Below are 19907 nucleotides of genomic sequence, written 5' to 3' on the forward strand. Positions count from 1 at the left end.
AACTGATTCACTTTATTTACCGTTATATTTAATTAATGATTAAATCTATCACCACTAATTTTAAGAGGTAATGATGAGTAGTGTAATTAATCTTTTTATTGTTGATGAAGATGTTTATCCCACAACACTGAATTTAAGTGATGAGCAAAGATATCAAGAGTTGTTAGATATAACCCAAGATGAAGCTACTAGATGGCAATCTATAGAGATAAACATGCGTGGCTTTATTCCTGCTATTGAGTTACTTGATGCAGTGGTAGGTGGCCAAGGGTTGTTGCCAGTTTGTACATTTAACTATTTCCCTCATCAATTAATTGGGCCGGATGCTAACATAAGTGGTTCTTTTGGCTTTTTTTCAAGTGAGATGGTGCAAGACCTATTTCCTTTGCTAAAAAAGTATTTTGAGGTTGATATAAATAATAGTGAAAGTAAAGGCTTAGTAGATGATGTTGAGCATAGGGCTGGTGAGCTCGACCCGCAAGCTTATGAAATAGTTCGCGACCGCTACTTTGTTACGTTTAGAGACGCCGCAGAGCAGAATAAATCTATCGTAGTATTGATAGAAGAGTAAAACATTCAATCGATTTTAAAAGATGCTTTAATATTTTTCTTAGATGAAAACGGAGAAATAATGCCTACAAAAGAAGAGATAAATAAATTTATTACAGCACAAAAGGTGTGTAGTCATTTAGCAAAAAGCATGGCAAGCAAAAGGAAGATAAGGCCAATTCCATATGCAATCGATTTCCTCGATGATAATTATGATTTAACTTGGTACTGCGATGAATGTGTTAAAAAGTATCACCTACCAGAAAACGGTGTTTTTTTATACCACTTTCCGGAAGATGATGATGAGATAACTGATTACGTTAGAAAGCTAGGTGATTTGAAAAGCCTTGAATACCAAGTTAGTAAGCTAAATGGTTTTAAAATATCAGATAATTATGACAATGACCCGTTTGCAGAGTTTAGTGAGAATGAAGCTGAAAAACCGCTACTGTTTAGTCAGATGTTATTTGATTCATTGTCGGGGCTAAATGACGAAAAAGTAGAGCATATGGTGGAGAAAGCATTAATGGTTCCATTTGGCACTGAGATTGACTTAGATGATTCAAATTAATAATAAATATGCAAATGGCTTTTTCAAGCGCAGAGATTAATAACATTAACCAGTACTTTAATTAACTATAACTGCGGCGCTTTAAATCAAACCTAAAGTACAAATTAGCACCGTTATTTCTAATAAAAATTATTAAAATAATACACTTCTATAGAAAAGGAATTTCATGTTCAACTTAAATATGACTGCAAGCGTTGGATTAAAATCAGCAAATAAATCGGCTGACGTACAACTGATACGCTCACTTTTAAATGCTTATGCACGTAAAACGGGGTTATCCCTTATTGTGAATAGTAAGGTTGATCACCACTTTATTGACCTAATTAAGCACTTTCAGAAAAAAGTTATAAAAATGGGGAATCCAGATGGCATAGTTTCTGCGAACCGAGGGACTTTTAGAAAGTTAGTTGAATTTTTATCTAGCATTTAAACCAAAGTCTCAATTACAAAGCCTAACTACGGTATCTTAACATGGGATGCTGAGGGTACAGAAGGTGGGGTGTATCACAGCCGCTGTTTCCATGTGCCATCCAATAGGTCTGGGTTAACCATTGGTCGGGGTTACGATATGCGTGATAAAACATCTTCCAAAATTAGTGGTCAACTTATTCAATCGGGCATCGATAATAAAGTGGCTAATGTTATAGCCCTTGCTGCAGGTAAAATGGGTAATGCAGCTAAGCAGTTTGTTATAGAAAAAGACTTACTTGATTTTGAAGTATCAGCACAGGTGCAATTAAAGCTATTTGAAATTGTTTATAAAGAAATGGAAGCTGATGTAAAGCGGATATGTAATAAAACTATAACAAGTCAAACATATGGAAAAACAGATTGGCTAAATTTAGACCCGAAGATAAAAAATGTTTTGATAGATTTAAGGTTTAGAGGAGATTACCGCCCTGCTAGTCGTAAAATTTTGCAAAAACATGTTGCGAACAATGATTTAATATCCTTTAAAGCTGAAATAAATAAAAGTGCTAACTGGGGTGGTATACCGCTTGCCAGGCAACAGGCGCGTATTAAATACATAAACTCATAGGTGTATGATGAAACAATTGATGATTAGCATTTATTTGATTTTTACTTCTTTTTGTACTGAAGCAATAAGTAATGATGACAAAACTTATGTTAGCTTTGATGTTATAGAGATGAATGTGGAAAGGGTTAATGATAACTTATTCCGCTGGATAAAATTTCATCCTGATAGCGAGTTCCCATGTTTAAGATTAGAGATATTAGAAGCAGGTAGTAATGCGCTTATCAAACGAAAGAATATTTGTAACGCGTATGATGAAGCTTTAAAAGTTACACATGATTTTAAAAAGTTATCATTTTTAGATATCTACAATCTGAGTGTTGAATCTCAGACTCTAACATTTGAGTTGGAGCTATCTCTACTCAGTCAAAATGTGGTTAATATGAATTGTTCAATTAAGATTGAAAATAAAGACTTTTCTCCACTTGTTTGTAACCGTTCAGAGTAGTTAGGGGTAAAGTTTGGTGAGAATACCGTCCACATTTGTGGATGATTTTAATAATTCAAGTTTTAATGGACATATATTTAACATTTTTAATGTAATAACGGCTCCAAACTATCTAAAATAATTACTTAAATAAGTAGGTATGGTTTGGTACGTTTCAAAAAAGCTCAAGAGTTTTGATTAGCTAAAATTTAAAGTTAGGTCTATGGGGATGGTTTTAATGGCTAAAGGTACCGAAACCTTTTTATTATTCCTCCCATGGAAGCTTTTGCGTAGGTTCTGATTAGTAACAATCACCTTACTTTTGGGAATGGTTTATTCAGGAATGACATTGTTAACACAGTACTTTAATACAAGTCCTGATTGGCTGCTTGGCATTTTGTTTTCCGTTGGAATTATGTTTTGCCTTATAAATTTTAAAGTAAGCCAAGGCTCTTTTTTTTTGCGCAAACATATTAAAATTCTATGCTTTATTTTTAGCTGTGATTTGTTTACCGTTTTTTATAATTTTAGAAGGTAATGGGTATTATATTCAACAGCTATCAATGTAGCCTTTATTTTGCTCTCTTTTTATTTAAGTAAAGGAGAAAAATACCAAGGTCTTGTTAAATATCAGTATGATTTTTTTAAAGATATAAAAGACGCTCGTGCTGCTGTCGAAAAAGAAATGGCAAAAAGTAACCGAAGGAACAAAAAGTAATAAATTTTATTTACCTTTATTCAATTTAGAACTCTAGGGAGCTATGAACGCCTAAGCTAAGGCGCTATAGAAATGATATGGAACAACAAAGCCAACAAACACTAACTAACCTTGTTTACGATATATATGAAGACCCAGCTTTAATAGAAGAGCATCAAGTGCTTATAAACCCTTTGTTGAGCGATTTAGTTGCCACTGCGCCAGCTGGGTTTGAGGGCATGGCGACAATGATTAATACCCATATTTCTAATGGGTTTAAATTCAAAAATCCTAAAATACAAAAATTTGAACTTGAGTCGTGGCTTTTAAAACTTAAAACATATTTTCAAAAAATAAACCTATAACACCTACCTCTCTTTATTATTGAGCACCCACATTTTTAATTTTGATGCAGCACTAGTGCTGCATTAATTTTTTCTCATCAAGGATGATCTATGAGCCTTATTACCACGAGTATTTTAATGCTGTTTTTACAGCCTTTATTTGTATATTTAGCTCTTTTTAAAGAGTCAGATCGGAGTACTCCAAGCCGTTCATTAGATAACGAAGATGCTATGTATCTATTTATAGCGCCTGGTTTAGCCGTATTTTATTCTGATAACTTTTGGCAAGCGGTACTTTATTTAGGAAGTGTATGCCTGTTAGGTTTAATGCTTGCCATTATTGTAAAAAGCAAAGCTAAAAAGCGATTAACAAGAGATGACGCTATCGGGTTTACTATTGCCAGTTTTTTATTTTTTGGGATTATAAAATTAATTATTGGTGGGTTAGGATATTTTTTTAGCGAAAATGCCGCGAATGCTTCAGCGCCTGTCATAGGTGAACAAACTTATTCATCAACTACAGGTGAGCTTTTAAACTGGGGCTATTTGTATTATCAGTTTTGGCCAACGCTATACTTTTTACTCTTTATGTTAGCAACATTAGTTATAAAAATGATTGAGAGCCGGTTTAATAAACATTCATTTTCAGGCTCGCTCTTAATATTGGGCGCAGTTTTGACAGGTGTATCCCCGTTATTTGGCAATGCTTTTATTTTAGGCGTTATCGCTAACTTTTTTATATTTTTTGTTGTGTGCACGGCATGTATAGAAATTGATAAAAGGAGCGATCCTTCAGCGGGTGCTATAAGTTTTATATATGGTTTTTTGCTTGTGGGCGGTATCGCGTTTAGTAGTATTGGTAAATTAATATATACGCTATTTTATAATTAAATTAGGATTGTTTTTTTTGGTTAAAAAACATGCAGTATAATTGTACCTAATTAGTATGTTCCCCTACTTTTTTTAATATAAATATGGTCGATGTAATTAATTGGCCATAAACATTAAGTAGCTTATAGCTAGGTCTTGGGAGAGTGTTTGCTTTGTTTTTATCGCGTTTAAAAATTTTTGTGTTGGTAATAGCCTCTATTACTGTTGTTTTTTTTACTACATCACAGGCTTGTGCGGATATGTTTGGCTTTTTTAATAAACAAGAATTTTATTTATCGGCTCCAGTAAAGGGGCAGTTATTAGATAATGGGCAGCCAGTTGCAAACACTAAAGTAATGCGCTCACTCACCTATGGCGATGAATACGTTGACGAAACCACAACAGACGAACACGGTTATTTTACTTTTACAGAAAAAACAATAAAAACAGGTAAGCCCTCTAATATGTTTGATAACGACTCGTTGGTTCAGCATATTTATTTAGAAAACGGCACGCCAGAAGGAATTGTTTTATGGTACACGCTTGTTTCAATTCATGAAAAAAGTGACACACTTAAAGAGCTTCTTGCACACTTGAAGTGCGATATTTCTAAAGAGCCGCAAACATACGATATTCCAATTAAAGAAGATACCAGCCACGCTTTTGCGATTTACACATCATGTAAACTTTAACTATTAATTTAAAGGGAACTTATATGAATACTTTGACGCCAACCCAAGCGGTACAGTTAGCTAACCTTGCTTATAAAGCAAAAAGCATTAAAACCACTAACTTACTTCATCGTTCACTTCATGCATCTTTGCGCGACAATTTTAACTTTTCAGTTAACCCTGGCGCAGTACAAGGGGTAACGGGCGGTTTTTTCTCCCATTTATTTAATTTAAGTACGGGTTTTGCTTTAGTAGGGCATGGGCTTGGCGATTATCAGGGTGATTCGGTTATAACAATTCGAGTACTAACTCGCTAAGAGATGGCTTAACTGATGGCCATTTTGGTTTAAGTGGAGGCTCAAATGGCAGTATGGTGCATGCTGGATTTAATAAGACCTTTTACAGTATGAAGCCCGCGTTACAGGAGTTTGTTGAAGCTAATATTAAAGATAAAGTAACCGATTGTATTCATTTAGTTGGCCACAGCTTAGGTGGTGCATTAGCGACGCTTTCTGCTGATTGGATTAGAGCTGAATATTCAATACCTGTAAAGCTATATACGTTTGGCTCACCGCGCGTTGGGCTTGAAAACTTCTCTCGGGCTGCGACATCGAGAATTGATAAAATTTATCGCTGTACTCATGGTGCAGACCCAGTTGCTAAGGTACCTTTGTGGCCGTTTTCGCATGCACCTTATAGCGGTCAAGAAATTCGCTTAGATAATGGGCAAGGTTTAAAAGGTGCTGCCCATACCCTCAATGGTACGCCTGGCTATATAAACACAGCCAATAGTAATAATTGGAACAACTTAACCATTCAAGCTAATCATTTTTTGAGTACCCCTGTGTGTCTAAAATTTGAAGATAGAAATCAAGCCTCTTTTACTTCTCACTGGGCTGATAAGCTAGGGGCTGCGTTAGTCACACTTTTAAAAGATGCGGGCTATTACAGTGCAGTAGCAGCTCAAGCTGCTATTGGTACTGGGCTCACTTTTTACGATATGTTGGCGCGTACTTTAGATAAAATAGCTAAAGCGTCAGCCTCGTTTGCAACACAAACCTTAGGTTTACTAGGGCATATGTTAGTGTTTGCAGGCAAAGTAATCAGTAAAGCGGTGGAGCTTACATATAGCTTTATAAAATCGGTATTCGATTCAACCCTAGGCGCTCTATACCGAGCGGCGAGAGAGGGGCTAAGCGGCTTAGATTAACTTTAATCTAGCCCTCAATCTCGCTCTAACAAAATAGCACCACTTTGGTTTTCGCCTAAGTGGTCATTTTTGTTATAAATAGGGCATTTACTCATAGATAAGCATCCACAGCCAATACATCCATCAACGCGATCGCGCAAACGCTGCATATACGCTATTCGCTCGTCCAGCTGTGCTTGCCATTGCTTTGAAAGGGCTGCCCAGTCTTTTTGCGTGGGTGTGCGCTGATCAGGTAATGTGGCCAGTGTTTGTTTAATTTCATCAAGGGTTATTCCCATTGCTTGTGCGGCTTTTATTACCGCTATGCGGCGCAGTACATCTTTTTTATAGCGGCGTTGATTGCCGCCATTTCGCCAGCTACGTATTAGTCCTTTTGTTTCGTAAAAATGTAGGGTTGATACTTTTACGCCGCTACGCTTTGCTACATAACCCACGGTTAAGTTGGCCTCAGTTAGTTTTTTTTGATCTATTGGCATTATTTTTAATTTCCGTTTGACCTCAATATAGCTTGAGGTTTTAAGCTTCTTTCAACATTAAAAAAGGAGCTAACTAAATGCAACAAAAACTTGAGCGTAGCACTGTTATTATTTATTCAAGCGCACGCAAAAATGGTAATACACAGGCGCACGTTAATGGATTTGCAGAGCAAAATAATGTGCGTGTAATATGCTTAGATGATTATAAAATTGCGCCGTACTGCTATAACAAAAACTATAAAAATGATGATTTTTACGCTGTGTTTGAAGCACTTTTAAAATATGATCATTGGGTGTTCGCGTCTCCTGTTTATTGGTACAGCACCACGGTACAAATGAAATTATTTATCGATAGAATAACCGATTATATGGACGATGAAGCATTAAAACCTAAGCTTCGTAGTTTACGTAGTAAGCATTTTTCAGTGCTTTCTAATGCGTCATCAAGTGAAGCCCCCGCCTGTTTTGTAGAGCAGTTTAAAAATACGTTTAGTTATTTAGGTATGCAGTTTATTAACCACAGCCATAAAAGTACCCAAAAGGTTGCTTAAATTGCAGCCTTTTTTGGTTGTCTCTGGTAGTTTAGTAATAATCTTAAAAAACACAGGATTGTTTTATGAAATATTTACTATTGTTAGTGCTGCTTTTTAGCCCTTTAATATATGCAACAGAGCAACCAATTAAGGGATATGGTAATTATTACAATGTACCCGAGCATGATGAAATTAATGACGCTACGGTATTTAAAATAGCATTTGATGTTGCTGATGGCGCTGAAAAAGGCGCGCAAAATAATTCAATAAATTCGCTAGCGCGTTTTATTAACATGCATGTGGCGCATGGCGTAAAGCCTGAAAACATACAACTTGCATTAGTTGTGCACGGCAGCGCAAGTGTTGATGTGTTAGCTAATAGCGAATATAAAAAACGCTTTAACGCTGACAATAAAAACCAAGCATTAATTGAGCAGCTACTAGCAAATAACACTAAAGTGTATGTTTGCGGGCAATCTGCTACTCACTTTAAAGTAACGCCAGCGCTTTTAATTGAGGGTGTAAAAATGTCGCTTTCGGCTATGACCGCTCACGCACAACTTCAACAGCAAGGCTATACGCTCAATCCATTTTAATGACTCAAATAATAAAAAATATTCTCTGCTTTGGGGATTCAAATACATGGGGCTTAAACCCTGTAACGGGTAAACGCTTTGATGAAAATACCCGTTGGACATCACTTTTAAATAAAAACTTAGGGTGTGGTTTTAACGTAATAGAGGCAGGGCAACCTAATCGCACGTTAGTGCATAATCCCCCGTTTGACGGTGTGCTTAATGGTGTTAGCTATTTAAAGCCTTATTTGGATAAGCATGATCTCGACTTTATTATTATAGCTCTTGGTACAAACGATCTTAAAAAGCGTTTTAATTTAACACCTACTTTAATAGCAGATGGCTTGAATGATTTAATTAACTCAATACATAGTTATTATCAGCAAGGTAGTACTTTAAAATCTCCTAAGATTATTATTGCTAGCCCACCTAAAATAAGAATTACCGAGCAGTATTTACGTATTTATGAAGAGGCTGATAAAAAAGTAACAAAGCTCTCTAGTGCATTTAAAAGCGTTGCAGCTAATAATAAGTGCGCTTTTATTGATTTTAACTCGTTCATTAACATAACAGATGGTGATGGGATTCATTTTGATGATATCCAACATTTGGCAATAGGCTTTAAAATAGCGCAATTGGTTCAAAACTCACTCAATAATTGTTAAATCTATCTGTGTGAATTTAATGCGTCTTATGCAATCATCTAATAAAGTAGTGATATAAATTAACAACTTCGAGATGCTATGAAAAAGTACCAACAAAAATCTATTATAGCCGTTCTAACCGGAGTGTTAGTTTTTATAACTGGCTGTATAATTTTACTCAATTTTGCAGCGCAGCAATTAACAGCACAAACAAAGTCAGATGCTGAGTATATTCTCACTCATGTAGAAGGTGCAATTGCAGAGCGGCGTCGAATACTTACCCCATTAAATAAGCTTGCGTTTAAACAGTGTGACAACACAACTCTTCTTGAGATGCGCCGAGCTTTATTTGACGCAAAATATGTAATTGATATAGGTTTTTTTAAAGATAATCAGCTAGTTTGTACTACGGGTGCAGGCTTATTAAGTAAACCAATTAACGACAAACAGCCTGACTTTATTCGAGATGATGAACAGGTGAGGGTTCGTTTTGAGCCAGAGCTTTATCTATTATTATTTAGTGAGCGCCCTATGGAGGTAATTATAGTCAGACAAGGGGACTATAATTTAATTATGCAGAGTACTCCCTTTACCAACATTGGCATTACTGTGCCAGATTGGGAAGTTGTTTATAAAACACCAAATACTTTGCATCATTTAGCAGGTAAAGAGGATCTCTACCTTCAAGTAAAAAACAATGTTTTCTTTCCTTACGAAACTAATTTAGTTTGCAGTTCTGCAAGTAGCCAATATTGTGTGGTAGTGCACTTACCTTGGAGTCTGTTTTTTTCTAATAACCACTTATTACTAATAATTTCGTTAATTTTAATCTGTTTAGCGGGAATATCGAGTGCGTTAATAGTTGATGCAAGAATTGCTGCACGTCGCTCTATTAATCAGCGTATTCGTAAAGGACTCAAAAAGGGATCATTTTATTGGACTTACCAGCCTATTATTTGTTTGCAAAGTGGCAAGCTGATTGGTTGCGAGGTACTTGCACGTTTTGAAGATAAGTACGGTGTTTTATTTCCAGATGAGTTTATTCCGGTTATTAGAAAAAACAATTTAACCTGGACTTTTACTGAGGCCATGATTGCCACCACAATCAAAGAGTTAACTTCTATAGAGGTATTGCCTGAAGGCTTTAAAGTGTCGCTTAATATATTTCCGTGTGATGTAGAGCTGGGTAACGTGTCGTTGCTGCCACAAATTACAGAGCTTACCAATTCACGCTTTATTATTTGTTTAGAGATAACTGAAGACGAATACCTTGATACAAGCATCGCGCATGCTCATTTTAGAACCTTGGTTGAATCGGGATTTAACTTATCATTAGATGACTTTGGTACGGGTTATTCGAATTTAAGAAATTTACAAAATTTGAGCTTTCATCAACTTAAAATTGATCGTACGTTTGTTCAAGATATAACAACTGAGGGCTTAAAAGCCTCTATGATCCCGAATATTATGGAACTTGTGCATAAGTTTAATTATACCTGTGTAGCAGAAGGTATTGAAACCACTGAGCAAGAAGCCATTTTAAAAACAGCGGGTGTGCATTACGGACAAGGCTGGAAGTATGGTAAACCCATGACTGCGTCTAAATTTAAAAATTATATAACTAATCAGCATTTTTAGATCTCAGCTGCCATACTAAACGTATCGGTATGAAATTTATAAATATTAGGTTTATTATGATCAAATTAACATTAAGTGCTTTTGCACTTTTACTACTTAGCGCATGTACAACACAGTACCCAAACCAGCAATTAACAGGTAAGCAGTTCCCAAGCATTAGTGGTGAAAGCTTAGAGCAAACTATGGTGACTATACCTAGTGATTTTAAAGCAGATAAAACACTACTGCTCATTGGGTACAAGCAAGACAGCCAGTTTGATATAGACCGTTGGTTAATTGGTTTAGATATGGCGGGCGTAACGCTCCCTACATACGAACTACCAACCATTGCCGGCATGGCACCACGTATGTTTAGCACATTTATAGACAGCGGTATGCGCAAAGGCATCCCTAAAGAATTATGGGGTGGGGTAATCACTATTTATAAAGATGGCGAGACAGTTCAAAAGTTTACAGGTAATCAAAGCCCAAATAACTCTCGTGTGGTACTTATAAATAGCAGCGGCGAAATTTTATATTTTTATGATCGAGGTTTTTCGGTTGATGCGTTAAATAAATTAAAAGCGAATATTGAGTAGCCTTTAAATTTATTTGTTGAGGTTAATTAAAGTGAAAGGGAGCGAATGCTCCCTTTATATTGTATTTTATTTAAAACGCGTAACTTACACTAAAGCGCGTTGTACGAGGCATAATGTAACGACCATTTGGTGCATCAGCATTACGTGGATCGCCTTCTGTAATGCCTTGCTCATCCGTTAAGTTATCTATTGCTACTTGAAGCTTGATGCCTTCCATTGGTTCTAATATTAAACCTAAATCAACTTTTTCGTAGCCATCGAGTGTTACAGTGTTTTCGTTATTGCCAAAGCGATCATCAACCGCTGAAAGTGTACCGTATAAAGTTGCATACATACCTTGTAGCTCAAAATCGTAACTTGGCGTTATACGTACTTGCCATTTTGGTTGGCGCTGCGACTGGTTACCATCGTTTGTTGGGCTCTCTGTAATTTCAGCATCTTGTAATGTCGTATTTAAATTAACAGAAAAACCAGAATCATGATTAAAGTTGTAATCAAGCTCTATACCGTATGCTTCGTTTGTTAAAATTTCTGCTGGTACGCCAGGTCGTCTTACAAATATGTCGCCTTTAACTTCATTTACAAATACGGTTGCATAAAAGTCGGTTGATTCAGTAATTAACTTATAGCCAAGCTCGCCTTGAGTTATTTCTTTAATAAGCTTTTCGCCGCCTTCGTAAGCATCAAAGTTATCTCTAAAGTCATCAAAGTAAGGCATTTTATAACCACGGTTAACACGGGCAAACACACCCATATCATCATTAATTGAATAGTTTAACCCTGTAGTCCACGATGTTTTACTTTCATCATAGCTAACGGTTTTAGTAATAATACCGTCAAGGCCCTCATCTACACTGTATTCTACTTCGTGGTTTTCTTGACGTACGCCAACATCAAGTGTAAACGCATCAGCAAATTTGTATTCACCGGTGACATAAAACGCGTTAGTGCGCGCATCACCTGTTGAGCTTATGTCGTAGTTAAAATCACAACCATCGGTGTTTTGATTACATTCAATCCCAGCCAATGCTTCGCCACCTGATTCAAGTACATGGTATGCAGTGTTACCTAAGCTCCACCTATCTTTTGCTGAAGTACTTGCAGTGTAATATCCAAAGGTTGTTGATAGGTCGCCAAATTTTTTCGAAAAAGCTAAATCATTAGTAAATGAGCTGATTTCTTTAAGTACTACCCATCGACCAAGTTGTTGGACTGGGGTATCGCTTGCGTATTCAGTGTTTGTAACTGCTCCAAATGCAGTTTGGCCGTTATCAGCAACTGCTCCAACCGTTGTTGCTGAGCCACTAGGTACTAAACCGTAGGTATTTGCATCGCCTTTGGTAATGTTAAAGCGATCTGAAAAATGCCAACCACCTTTTAGCTCTAGCTTAATACTACCGCCCGAAACATGGCCGTCCCATCCTCGGCCATCACCTAGGTCAATATCAAGTGCTTGTGCATCGGGGCCTGTAAATATTGTTGCTTGACGATTTAGCGTACCAAGTTGCGTATATTCTGCGTCAATACCATCAACATTAAGGGGTGTTGGTAAGTACCATGCACCGTGATCGTCTGTTTGGCGGGTATAAAAGTTAAGCTCACCGTTGTCTAAATCTTTAGTAATGTTGATTGTAAATTGGCTACCCTTTTCAGAAGTAAAGCCCGCATCACGAATACCCGGTGAGCTTTTTACGTAACCGCCAACCATAAAGTATAAATCGTCAGTAATTTCACCACTCATCACAGCATCAACTCGCTGTAAGTCGTAATCAGAAGTTGTGTATTTAAATAAGCCTTCTGTTTCTTCGCCACCACGTTTTAATCTAAAATTGGTTGTTAATCCTGGTTGTCCGTTAGATAAAACAGGATTAGGTCCACCACGCAGGGCTTCTACTGTCTCAATGGTTTCATCAATACGAAACATTGATGAGTTCTCTAAAAATGACAATGTTGAAGCAGGATAAATAGGTGAGCCTTCAATACTGAGTGTTAAAAATGGGGCATCACCACCACCAGGAAAACCACGAACAAATACATTAGCGCCCGATTCACCACCTGAGCTTTCTACCCAAACACCAGGTATTGCTTTAAACAAGTCAGCGGTGCTTTTTGGAGACAGTTTAATAATTTGTTCACTATCGATATTAGTTACCGCATAGCTGGCATCTATCTTTCTAACTCCAACACCCGTAGGTGTTCCCGATACCACAATGCGCTCAACTTTCTGGTTTTCTTGTGTTTGCTCTGCTGCAAATGCGCATTGAGTGCTAAGCGCTAAAGTAATTGCACACGCTAATGTGCTTTTTGCTTTATTGATTTTCATGTGTGTGATCCCGTTTTTAGTGTATTAAACAGTGTATTTCTGCAGCCTTTTTACTAAAAATCATTGTAAATAGGCTGTGTATATTGAAACCTTAGAGATAAATGCAAACGTTTGCAATATTTATTTGTAAATTATTTATGAATTTATATAGTTTATTTATTGAGCTTATTTATATGTTAAACACTTTTTAGGTCGTTGTTCGCGCCAGCAAAAAATAATAATGCTATATTGTCAGCGAGTTAGATAATTGTATTGATCAGTGGTAAGCGACTATTTAGGAAGATCATGAATAACAAAAAAATTAAATTAACTGATTTAGCGAAACTAGCAGGCGTGTCTACCTCTACAGTTTCGCGTGCGCTTAATGATAATCCGCTAATTAAGCAAGAAACCCGCGATAAACTTCAGCGCTTAGCTAAAGAGCATAATTTTAGCCTTAATACGGCTGCAAGTCGGTTGCGGACACAAAAAACCAATGTAGTTGCGGTTATAATTAACCTTGACGAACAAACAGAGCAGTCGATTAGCGATCCGTTTTTACTTAAAGTAGTGAGCGAAATTAATCTTGCACTTAATCAGCAAGGGTTAGAGCTTTTACTATCTAATTCAATCATGGCGCAAGACGATTGGGCTAATTATTTTATTAATAGCCGCCGTGCAGACGGTATTATTGTTGTAGGTCAAGGTAAAAACCAAATCAATATAGAAAATGCAGCTAACGCAGGTATTCCGCTGGTGGTATGGGGAGACCCTAAAACACCTAGCAACTACCCCATTGTAGGAAGTGACAATTACTTGGGAGGCTTGCAAGCAACAACGCATTTAATAGAGCACGGAGCTAAAAACATTGTATTTTTAGGCGACCCAGAACATGGTGAAATTAGTGAGCGTCATAGAGGGTACTCTGCCGCATTAGCATCCCATAAATTAGAGCAACATGTTGTATCTATTGATATTACAAGTAGCTCAGCATATCAATCAATTAACCAATTACTGCGTGAAAAAGGCCTTTATTTTGATGCTATAGTTGCATGTAGTGATATGGTTGCCTTAGGTGCCATGAAAGCCTTAAAAGAGCGTTATGTAAGCATTCCTAATGATGTCGCTCTAGTAGGTTTTGATGATATTGCTATGGCCGACATTAGCCACCCTTCATTATCAACTATCCGACAAAACACACAGTACGCAGCCACGCTATTAGTTCAAAAATTGATGCAGCAACTAGCTGGTGAAAAAGTTGAATCACAAGTAATTGATATTGAACTGATTACCCGCCAATCAAGTAAAAGATAGTTTATAAATCATGTTGATTTAATGTTAAATTTAAAATGCAAACGATTGCATTGTGGGCTATTCTAAACTAAACTCAAACCTCACTGATATAAACACACACTGTGTATGCACTCGTTATGGGCATACAATAAAGGTCGTTATAGCGTTTAAATAACGCTGTAAAGCGAGGACAATTATGAGTAAAACAAAAGTCACACTGGCAATTGCAGCAAGTTACTTTATTTTCGCTATTTTGTTAAATAGCGTGGGCACCGTTATTTTGCAGGCAATAAATACCCTTGGGGTAAGTAAAACAGAAGCTTCAGTGCTTGAGGGGTTTAAAGATTTATCCATTGCGATAATGTCATTTGTAGTGGCTTCGTTTATTCCTCGCCTAGGCTATAAACTGGCTATGCTTGGGGCACTTACTGTTGTTGCCCTTGCTTGTGTAAGTACGGCTTTAATTAGTGACTTTTATGTGTTTAAAATTTTATTTGCCGCCATTGGTTGTGGCTTTGCTGTGGTTAAAGTGTCGGTTTACTCTATTATCGGCCAAGTGACAGATGATGCAAATAGCCACTCTTCATTGTTAAACACCATTGAGGGCATTTTCATGGTTGGTGTGTTAAGTGGCTATTGGATTTTTACTGCTTTTATAGATCCAAACGATTCAACCGCGTGGCTCAACGTTTATTACTTACTAGCAGCTCTGGCCCTAATCGTTATAGCGAGCGTAATTGCTGCGCCTATAAAGCCCGCCATTATAAGTAAAACTAAACGCTCTGGTTGGTTCGATTTTATCGCCATGCTTAAGCTAACATATCAACCGTTGGTACTCATATTTATAATTAGTGCTTTTTTATACGTATTAATTGAGCAGGGCGTCGGTACTTGGCTACCCACATTCAATAATGAAGTTTTAAAACTTCCTATAGCTATTAGTATTCAGCTGGCCAGTATTTTTGCTGCGGCACTTGCATTTGGGCGCTTAGTAGCAGGGCAAGTACTTAAACACATTCACTGGTTTGTTGTATTGAGCAGTTGTTTAATTGCGATGGCCGGCCTCATACTTATTACCCTACCGCTTACTGAGAATGTTACTGAAAATACAGTAATTAGCTTATTTGATGCACCACTTGCTGCATTTATTTTACCGTTAATTGGCTTTTTCATGGCGCCTATTTATCCGGTACTTAACTCAGTTATTCTCAGCGCTCTTGAAAAACATCGTCATGCCGCTATGACTGGCTTAATTGTAGTTTTTTCAGCACTTGGTGGAACAACAGGCTCAATAATAACTGGTTATGTATTTGAGCACTTTAGTGGCCAGCATGCGTTTTACCTTTCTTTGGTTCCCATTAGTTTGATTTTTATTAGCGTGATTTTTTTCAAAAAACGAACCGACGCTATCTCACAACACGCAACAACAGCTTAACAGTAAGGAAAGTTATGAGTTTTTTTGACAGCCAATTATTTAAAGATGTTCAAATGCAGCATGTATTTAGCGACTGTAAAACATTCGCAGATGCAATTGCGCGTGTTAATTGGCAAAGTGCATGTAAAAGCTATGAACAATTAGCGCCTTTAACTAATACGCAGCTTAGTGAGTTTGTAAACGCACACTTTATTACTTCCCCAGTGCTAGCAATGGGCACTGAGGCTGATACGTCATCGGTTAAACATTATATAGACTCGTTATGGAGTGGCCTTAGAAGAGAGGCGGATACCCCGAAGCAAGATTCATTACTAGCACTAAAGCACAGCTATATTGTGCCTGGCGGGCGCTTTCAAGAGATTTACTATTGGGATAGTTATTTTACAGCATTGGGCTTAATCGATGCAGATAAAGGTGATGTAGTTGAAGATATGCTACTTAACTTTGTAGATTTAATTAACGATTATGGTTGTATTCCAAATGGTAACCGTCGCTATTATTTATCACGCTCGCAGCCACCGGTTTTAGCACTCATGGTCGAGTTATTATGGGAACATACGCATAGCAAATCACTCAATACGCAATGGCTTGCTATGTGTGTTGCAGCACTTGAAAAAGAATATATATTTTGGATGCAAGACGCGCAGTTCCTTTCGAGTGATTTATTGGGCTCAAAGCGGGTAGTAAGAATGCCTTGTGGTGGTGTTTTAAATCGTTATTGGGACGATGTAAGTGAGCCAAGAGCAGAGTCATTGCGTGAAGATTTAGCGCTAGCGGAAGGGTTGGCGAAGGAGGAAAAATCTGATTTTTATCGTAATATTCGCGCTGCATGTGAGTCGGGTTGGGACTTTAGTTCTCGTTGGCTTGGTGAGTCTAATTTACTAAGCTCTATTCAAACAACTGATATTGTTCCTATAGATTTAAACTGCCTTATGTATAACTTAGAGAATCAATTAAGCAAATTCTTTCAATTGCTCGGCAATAGTGAACAAGCAGAGCATTACCAATTACTTGCCAGCAATCGCAAGGCACTTATTAATGCTTACCTTTGGAATGAACCAACCGGTTTTTTTGTTGATTATAACTGCCGTACAATGACTCAATCTCCAATACTTAGTGCAGCGGCAACTACTGCTTTATTTGTTAATTTAGCCAGTAATGAGCAAGCAATCAAGGTAGCAACAATATTAGCCAATGAATTTTTAAAAGAGGGTGGCATTGTTACAACTATTACTCAAACGCCTCAGCAGTGGGATAGTCCAAATGGTTGGGCTCCACTCCAATGGCTTGCGGTAAAAGGGCTTAATAACTACGGTATTACTCAATTGAGTACACATATAATGCAAAATTGGGTAAATATGGTTGAGCAAAATTTTGCAGTAAATAAGTGCTTACTCGAAAAATACAATGTGTGCACACCAGCGGTTTTAGCCGGTGGTGGTGAATATCAAGTACAGCAGGGTTTTGGTTGGACTAATGGCGTAACGACTCGATTTTATAAATTACTAAACTACTAATCCGATCTGTTATTTATCTTACAAAAAATTGTTAAAACAAAAGTAATGCAGGTTATGTATTGATTTAATAGGTTTTTATCTGTTTTAGGATGAGAAACGATAACTTTATTTTAATACCAAAATCTCATTGTAAGTTGTATTTGATTTAGGTAATGTAGTGTAAATGTTTCAAGGACGAAATTTATGCCCCATAAAAATTCAGTATTCGTAAAAACTACATTTCAATCATCTTTTCATTCACACAACTACACAGCTATTTTAAGAACACTACAGGCCTTATTTGGTGATATTAAAATGGACGATGTTATTCCAAAAGCTGAGCAGCGTGCAAATTATGATTTGTTTTTAATAGATGGTGCTAAAAGCAAATGGCAAGATCTCATTCCCGCAGACCTTATTTGTTTAGCTAAACACCATAGTGTTGTTATCTTTAATGTTGATAAAGAAGATGTGTGCGAGCAAAACTTATTGCTTAACCATTTTAATGGTGTTTTTTATAAATCTGATGCGCCAGAAGATATTTTTAAAGGGTTAGTTCGTGTTGATACTGGCGAGCTTTGGTTTACGCGTAAAGTAATTTCAAAAGCTTTTAACGACATTTTAGCCGTGGCATCATCATTTAATAACCTAAATGACGACATTGAATTAAAGCAGGACGATTACGATCATTTAACAAAGCGAGAAAAGTCCGTTATTCATTTAATTGCACAAGGTGCGAGTAACAATACAATTGCTGATAAGCTCAACATTAGCGACCACACTGTAAAAACACATTTGTACAGTGCGTTTAAAAAAACTAACTCACGTAACAGGGTGGAGCTTGCGAATTGGGCTCAGCGCTACGTTTCTGTTTTATTACCAATGGCTAAATAAATAGCATATATAATCTCAATTTCTCCCATAAAAAAGGCTACTGTTAGTAGCCTTTTTTATTTGTGATGACGGCCTGTGTAATTAGCTCACTTTTTTAGCCCATAAGCCTTTATCAATGCCTTTTGTTATAAGGTCTGTCAGTGCTTTTTCTATTGCCTGAGTTACACAAATACTCATAGGTTCGTTGTCACTAAAGCCGGCTTCAGCTTCAGCTAGACGTTTGTAGCTTACGTATCTAAAAAAGCCTGCACGCATCTCTTGGCTTAATACTTTTTTGCTGGTGGCCACACTAAGCAACACTTGGCCTGTACGAACATCCACAGCGCGTAGATAAATTGAAATAGCATCTTCACGGTAAAGCTCAGATGCGCCTATACCAAAGTATTCCATACCTAACCCACCCGTTTTTACATTGGTGTCATAGCTTATAATACCGCCCTCTAAAATGATTTTAGCTGTGGTAAGTGGAGGTAACTCAGTCTGGTTAGGGTTATCAGTTTGGCCTGCACGAATAATTTTTCGCTCAGTTAAAATGTTTTGTAAACCTTCACGCTCAACAGGTGTAAACCAATCAGATTCATGCAGTGCTTGTACGAGTATTGAATTAGCACCTTGAGTAACGGCAGTCGAAAACGAACTAACGTTAGTTTGTGGTTTGTATTGACCTGTTTGGTCTCTAAATGAGTAGACCGATACCGGAATGCTGCCAACAGGTTTTGGTAAGTTTTTTAAGTCTGCAAATAATTCAGTTGGCTCTAGGCTAATTGCTTTTTGCTGTGATGGTGGAATAAGCTTACCTAAACTTGTACAGCCGCTCAAACCCAGTAATGTTATTGTTATTAGTAGTTTATACATTATCCAAACCTCGGTACTTCAATGATCACAACAGAGTCATCTAATATGTTTGTTATTTTTACTGTAATAGAATCGGTTGTGCTGGTTATAACTTCAATTTGATAATCACCACTCATAAAAATTGAGTCCTGATTAAAAATACTATCTTCAATATCCTCACCAAAAGCCATATCTGTAATTTCTCTTACCATGCGGTTTAAGTAAGTGCGCTCTAAAGAGTCTTGAAATTGTTCAGCATAACCTTTTTCGATTACCGGAGCCTTGTGCTTATTTTGAGCCTGTGCTTTGCTCAGCAGCATATTTGCATTGAGTGGATTACCACCAAAGCTTGGATTTATTGGGGTGTAAATTATTTCAGTCGCGGAAGCTGAAAAGCTTAATATTGTTATTATTATAAGGGCTATTTTTTTCATTTTACCATCCATCTTTAGCCATATCTGGTGTTGATGCAGCCATGTTTGAGCGAGCCATTGCATCTATTACTGTATAAACAGCTTGCTCAACACGTTCATCGAGGGGTTCTAATCTGCGACCTAAATAAGTCGCGTAAACGAGTTGATTATTCATTATTAAAGAAAGTTGTGTACCCGCTTTTGGTATTACGGTTTCTTTTATTTCAATATTAAAACCAGCTGTTGAAGGGAGATCTCGCCAGTAGTTTGAAAATTCATAATAAAATTGATGACCAAAGCGGCTAATACTTCTATCAAGTAATAAGCCATCTATTTCTAGTTCATCCGCAGCATGAGTTGCCCCAGAAAAACATAGGAAAAGTGTGAGTAGGTAACGATTAAAGTTAATATTTTTTTTCAT

Annotated in this window: 23 protein-coding genes and 1 pseudogene; 19 read left to right on the plus strand and 5 right to left on the minus strand. The window is 37.0% G+C overall.

The features are described from left to right. Positions 1 to 73 precede the first annotated feature (73 nt). The 10 genes and pseudogenes from H5117_RS06085 to H5117_RS06125 form a co-directional block, all read left to right on the plus strand. Positions 74 to 571 (plus strand): hypothetical protein, encoded by a 498-nt coding sequence (locus tag H5117_RS06085; RefSeq protein WP_182736630.1) that lies wholly within the window; start codon positions 74 to 76, stop codon positions 569 to 571. 60 nt (positions 572 to 631) lie between these two features. Next, a complete protein-coding gene (locus tag H5117_RS06090) occupies positions 632 to 1120 on the plus strand; it encodes a hypothetical protein (protein ID WP_182736632.1) in 489 nt (162 codons plus the stop codon). A gap of 166 nt (positions 1121 to 1286) precedes the next feature. Continuing rightward, on the plus strand, positions 1287 to 1550 hold the full coding sequence (locus H5117_RS06095) for a hypothetical protein (RefSeq protein WP_182736635.1): 264 nt from the start codon (positions 1287 to 1289) through the stop codon (positions 1548 to 1550). Between the two features lie 138 nt (positions 1551 to 1688). Then, complete coding sequence (locus tag H5117_RS06100; RefSeq protein WP_182736637.1) at positions 1689 to 2159, plus strand: hypothetical protein; 471 nt, start codon at positions 1689 to 1691, stop codon at positions 2157 to 2159. A 7-nt stretch (positions 2160 to 2166) separates the two neighbouring features. After that, positions 2167 to 2604, plus strand: a complete 438-nt coding sequence (locus H5117_RS06105) for a hypothetical protein (RefSeq protein WP_182736639.1) — start codon at positions 2167 to 2169, stop codon at positions 2602 to 2604. Positions 2605 to 3378: 774 nt separating this feature from the next. Then, the gene (locus H5117_RS06110; RefSeq protein ID WP_182736641.1) at positions 3379 to 3645 is read left to right on the plus strand and encodes a hypothetical protein; all 267 of its coding nucleotides are present in this window, start codon (positions 3379 to 3381) and stop codon (positions 3643 to 3645) included. 90 nt (positions 3646 to 3735) lie between these two features. Then, positions 3736 to 4515, plus strand: a complete 780-nt coding sequence (locus H5117_RS06115; RefSeq protein WP_182736643.1) for a hypothetical protein — start codon at positions 3736 to 3738, stop codon at positions 4513 to 4515. 239 nt (positions 4516 to 4754) lie between these two features. After that, a complete protein-coding gene (locus tag H5117_RS06120) occupies positions 4755 to 5186 on the plus strand; it encodes a DUF4198 domain-containing protein (protein ID WP_253188801.1) in 432 nt (143 codons plus the stop codon). Positions 5187 to 5209: 23 nt separating this feature from the next. Beyond that, positions 5210 to 5482, plus strand: coding sequence for a hypothetical protein (locus H5117_RS20650; protein WP_259395063.1), 273 nt, complete (start codon positions 5210 to 5212; stop codon positions 5480 to 5482). A 47-nt stretch (positions 5483 to 5529) separates the two neighbouring features. After that, positions 5530 to 6375: pseudogene (locus H5117_RS06125) on the plus strand (lipase family protein); the annotation flags it as partial. Positions 6376 to 6389: 14 nt separating this feature from the next. Here the strand turns inward: H5117_RS06125 and soxR are convergent. Further along, positions 6390 to 6851 (minus strand): redox-sensitive transcriptional activator SoxR, encoded by a 462-nt coding sequence (soxR, locus tag H5117_RS06130; RefSeq protein ID WP_024595605.1) that lies wholly within the window; start codon positions 6849 to 6851, stop codon positions 6390 to 6392. 77 nt (positions 6852 to 6928) lie between these two features. Between soxR and H5117_RS06135 the strand changes: the two genes are divergently transcribed. The 5 genes from H5117_RS06135 to H5117_RS06155 all read left to right on the plus strand — a co-directional run bounded on the left by H5117_RS06135 (position 6929) and on the right by H5117_RS06155 (position 10819). Then, a complete protein-coding gene (locus tag H5117_RS06135) occupies positions 6929 to 7402 on the plus strand; it encodes a flavodoxin family protein (protein ID WP_182674961.1) in 474 nt (157 codons plus the stop codon). A 65-nt stretch (positions 7403 to 7467) separates the two neighbouring features. Then, complete coding sequence (locus H5117_RS06140; RefSeq protein ID WP_024595603.1) at positions 7468 to 7980, plus strand: DsrE family protein; 513 nt, start codon at positions 7468 to 7470, stop codon at positions 7978 to 7980. Between the two features lie 8 nt (positions 7981 to 7988). Next, positions 7989 to 8624, plus strand: a complete 636-nt coding sequence (locus H5117_RS06145; protein ID WP_182736884.1) for an SGNH/GDSL hydrolase family protein — start codon at positions 7989 to 7991, stop codon at positions 8622 to 8624. Between the two features lie 78 nt (positions 8625 to 8702). Then, the gene (locus H5117_RS06150) at positions 8703 to 10241 is read left to right on the plus strand and encodes an EAL domain-containing protein (protein WP_182736645.1); all 1539 of its coding nucleotides are present in this window, start codon (positions 8703 to 8705) and stop codon (positions 10239 to 10241) included. A 56-nt stretch (positions 10242 to 10297) separates the two neighbouring features. After that, the gene (locus H5117_RS06155; protein WP_182716251.1) at positions 10298 to 10819 is read left to right on the plus strand and encodes a hypothetical protein; all 522 of its coding nucleotides are present in this window, start codon (positions 10298 to 10300) and stop codon (positions 10817 to 10819) included. 70 nt (positions 10820 to 10889) lie between these two features. On the opposite strand, the gene H5117_RS06160 is transcribed toward H5117_RS06155, so the two are convergent. After that, positions 10890 to 13142, minus strand: a complete 2253-nt coding sequence (locus tag H5117_RS06160; RefSeq protein ID WP_182736656.1) for a TonB-dependent receptor — start codon at positions 13140 to 13142, stop codon at positions 10890 to 10892. Positions 13143 to 13427: 285 nt separating this feature from the next. On the opposite strand from H5117_RS06160, the gene H5117_RS06165 reads away from it, so the two are divergent. The 4 genes from H5117_RS06165 (at position 13428) to H5117_RS06180 (ending at position 18239) form a co-directional block, all read left to right on the plus strand. Continuing rightward, entirely contained in the window at positions 13428 to 14435 is a 1008-nt protein-coding gene (locus tag H5117_RS06165; RefSeq protein ID WP_182693045.1) for a LacI family DNA-binding transcriptional regulator, read from the plus strand. 175 nt (positions 14436 to 14610) lie between these two features. Further along, positions 14611 to 15849, plus strand: a complete 1239-nt coding sequence (locus tag H5117_RS06170; RefSeq protein ID WP_182736658.1) for a sugar MFS transporter — start codon at positions 14611 to 14613, stop codon at positions 15847 to 15849. A 14-nt stretch (positions 15850 to 15863) separates the two neighbouring features. Continuing rightward, a complete protein-coding gene (locus tag H5117_RS06175) occupies positions 15864 to 17366 on the plus strand; it encodes a trehalase family glycosidase (protein ID WP_182736661.1) in 1503 nt (500 codons plus the stop codon). 183 nt (positions 17367 to 17549) lie between these two features. Further along, the gene (locus tag H5117_RS06180; RefSeq protein ID WP_182736664.1) at positions 17550 to 18239 is read left to right on the plus strand and encodes a LuxR C-terminal-related transcriptional regulator; all 690 of its coding nucleotides are present in this window, start codon (positions 17550 to 17552) and stop codon (positions 18237 to 18239) included. A gap of 81 nt (positions 18240 to 18320) precedes the next feature. Here H5117_RS06180 and H5117_RS06185 read toward each other — a convergent pair whose 3' ends face one another. Genes H5117_RS06185 through H5117_RS06195 form a run of 3 tightly spaced genes read right to left on the minus strand, consistent with a single transcriptional unit; the run spans position 18321 to position 19907 of the window. Continuing rightward, positions 18321 to 19094, minus strand: a complete 774-nt coding sequence (locus H5117_RS06185) for a CsgG/HfaB family protein (protein WP_024595598.1) — start codon at positions 19092 to 19094, stop codon at positions 18321 to 18323. After that, positions 19094 to 19519 (minus strand): curli assembly protein CsgF, encoded by a 426-nt coding sequence (locus tag H5117_RS06190; protein ID WP_024595597.1) that lies wholly within the window; start codon positions 19517 to 19519, stop codon positions 19094 to 19096. The genes H5117_RS06185 and H5117_RS06190 overlap by 1 nt, the downstream gene beginning before the upstream one ends. Next, positions 19509 to 19907, minus strand: a complete 399-nt coding sequence (locus tag H5117_RS06195; protein ID WP_024595596.1) for a curli production assembly/transport protein CsgE — start codon at positions 19905 to 19907, stop codon at positions 19509 to 19511. Before H5117_RS06195 ends, H5117_RS06190 begins: the two co-directional genes overlap by 11 nt.

It is taken from the genome of Pseudoalteromonas sp. SG45-1 (assembly GCF_014164135.1).
Classification (GTDB): domain Bacteria; phylum Pseudomonadota; class Gammaproteobacteria; order Enterobacterales; family Alteromonadaceae; genus Pseudoalteromonas; species Pseudoalteromonas distincta.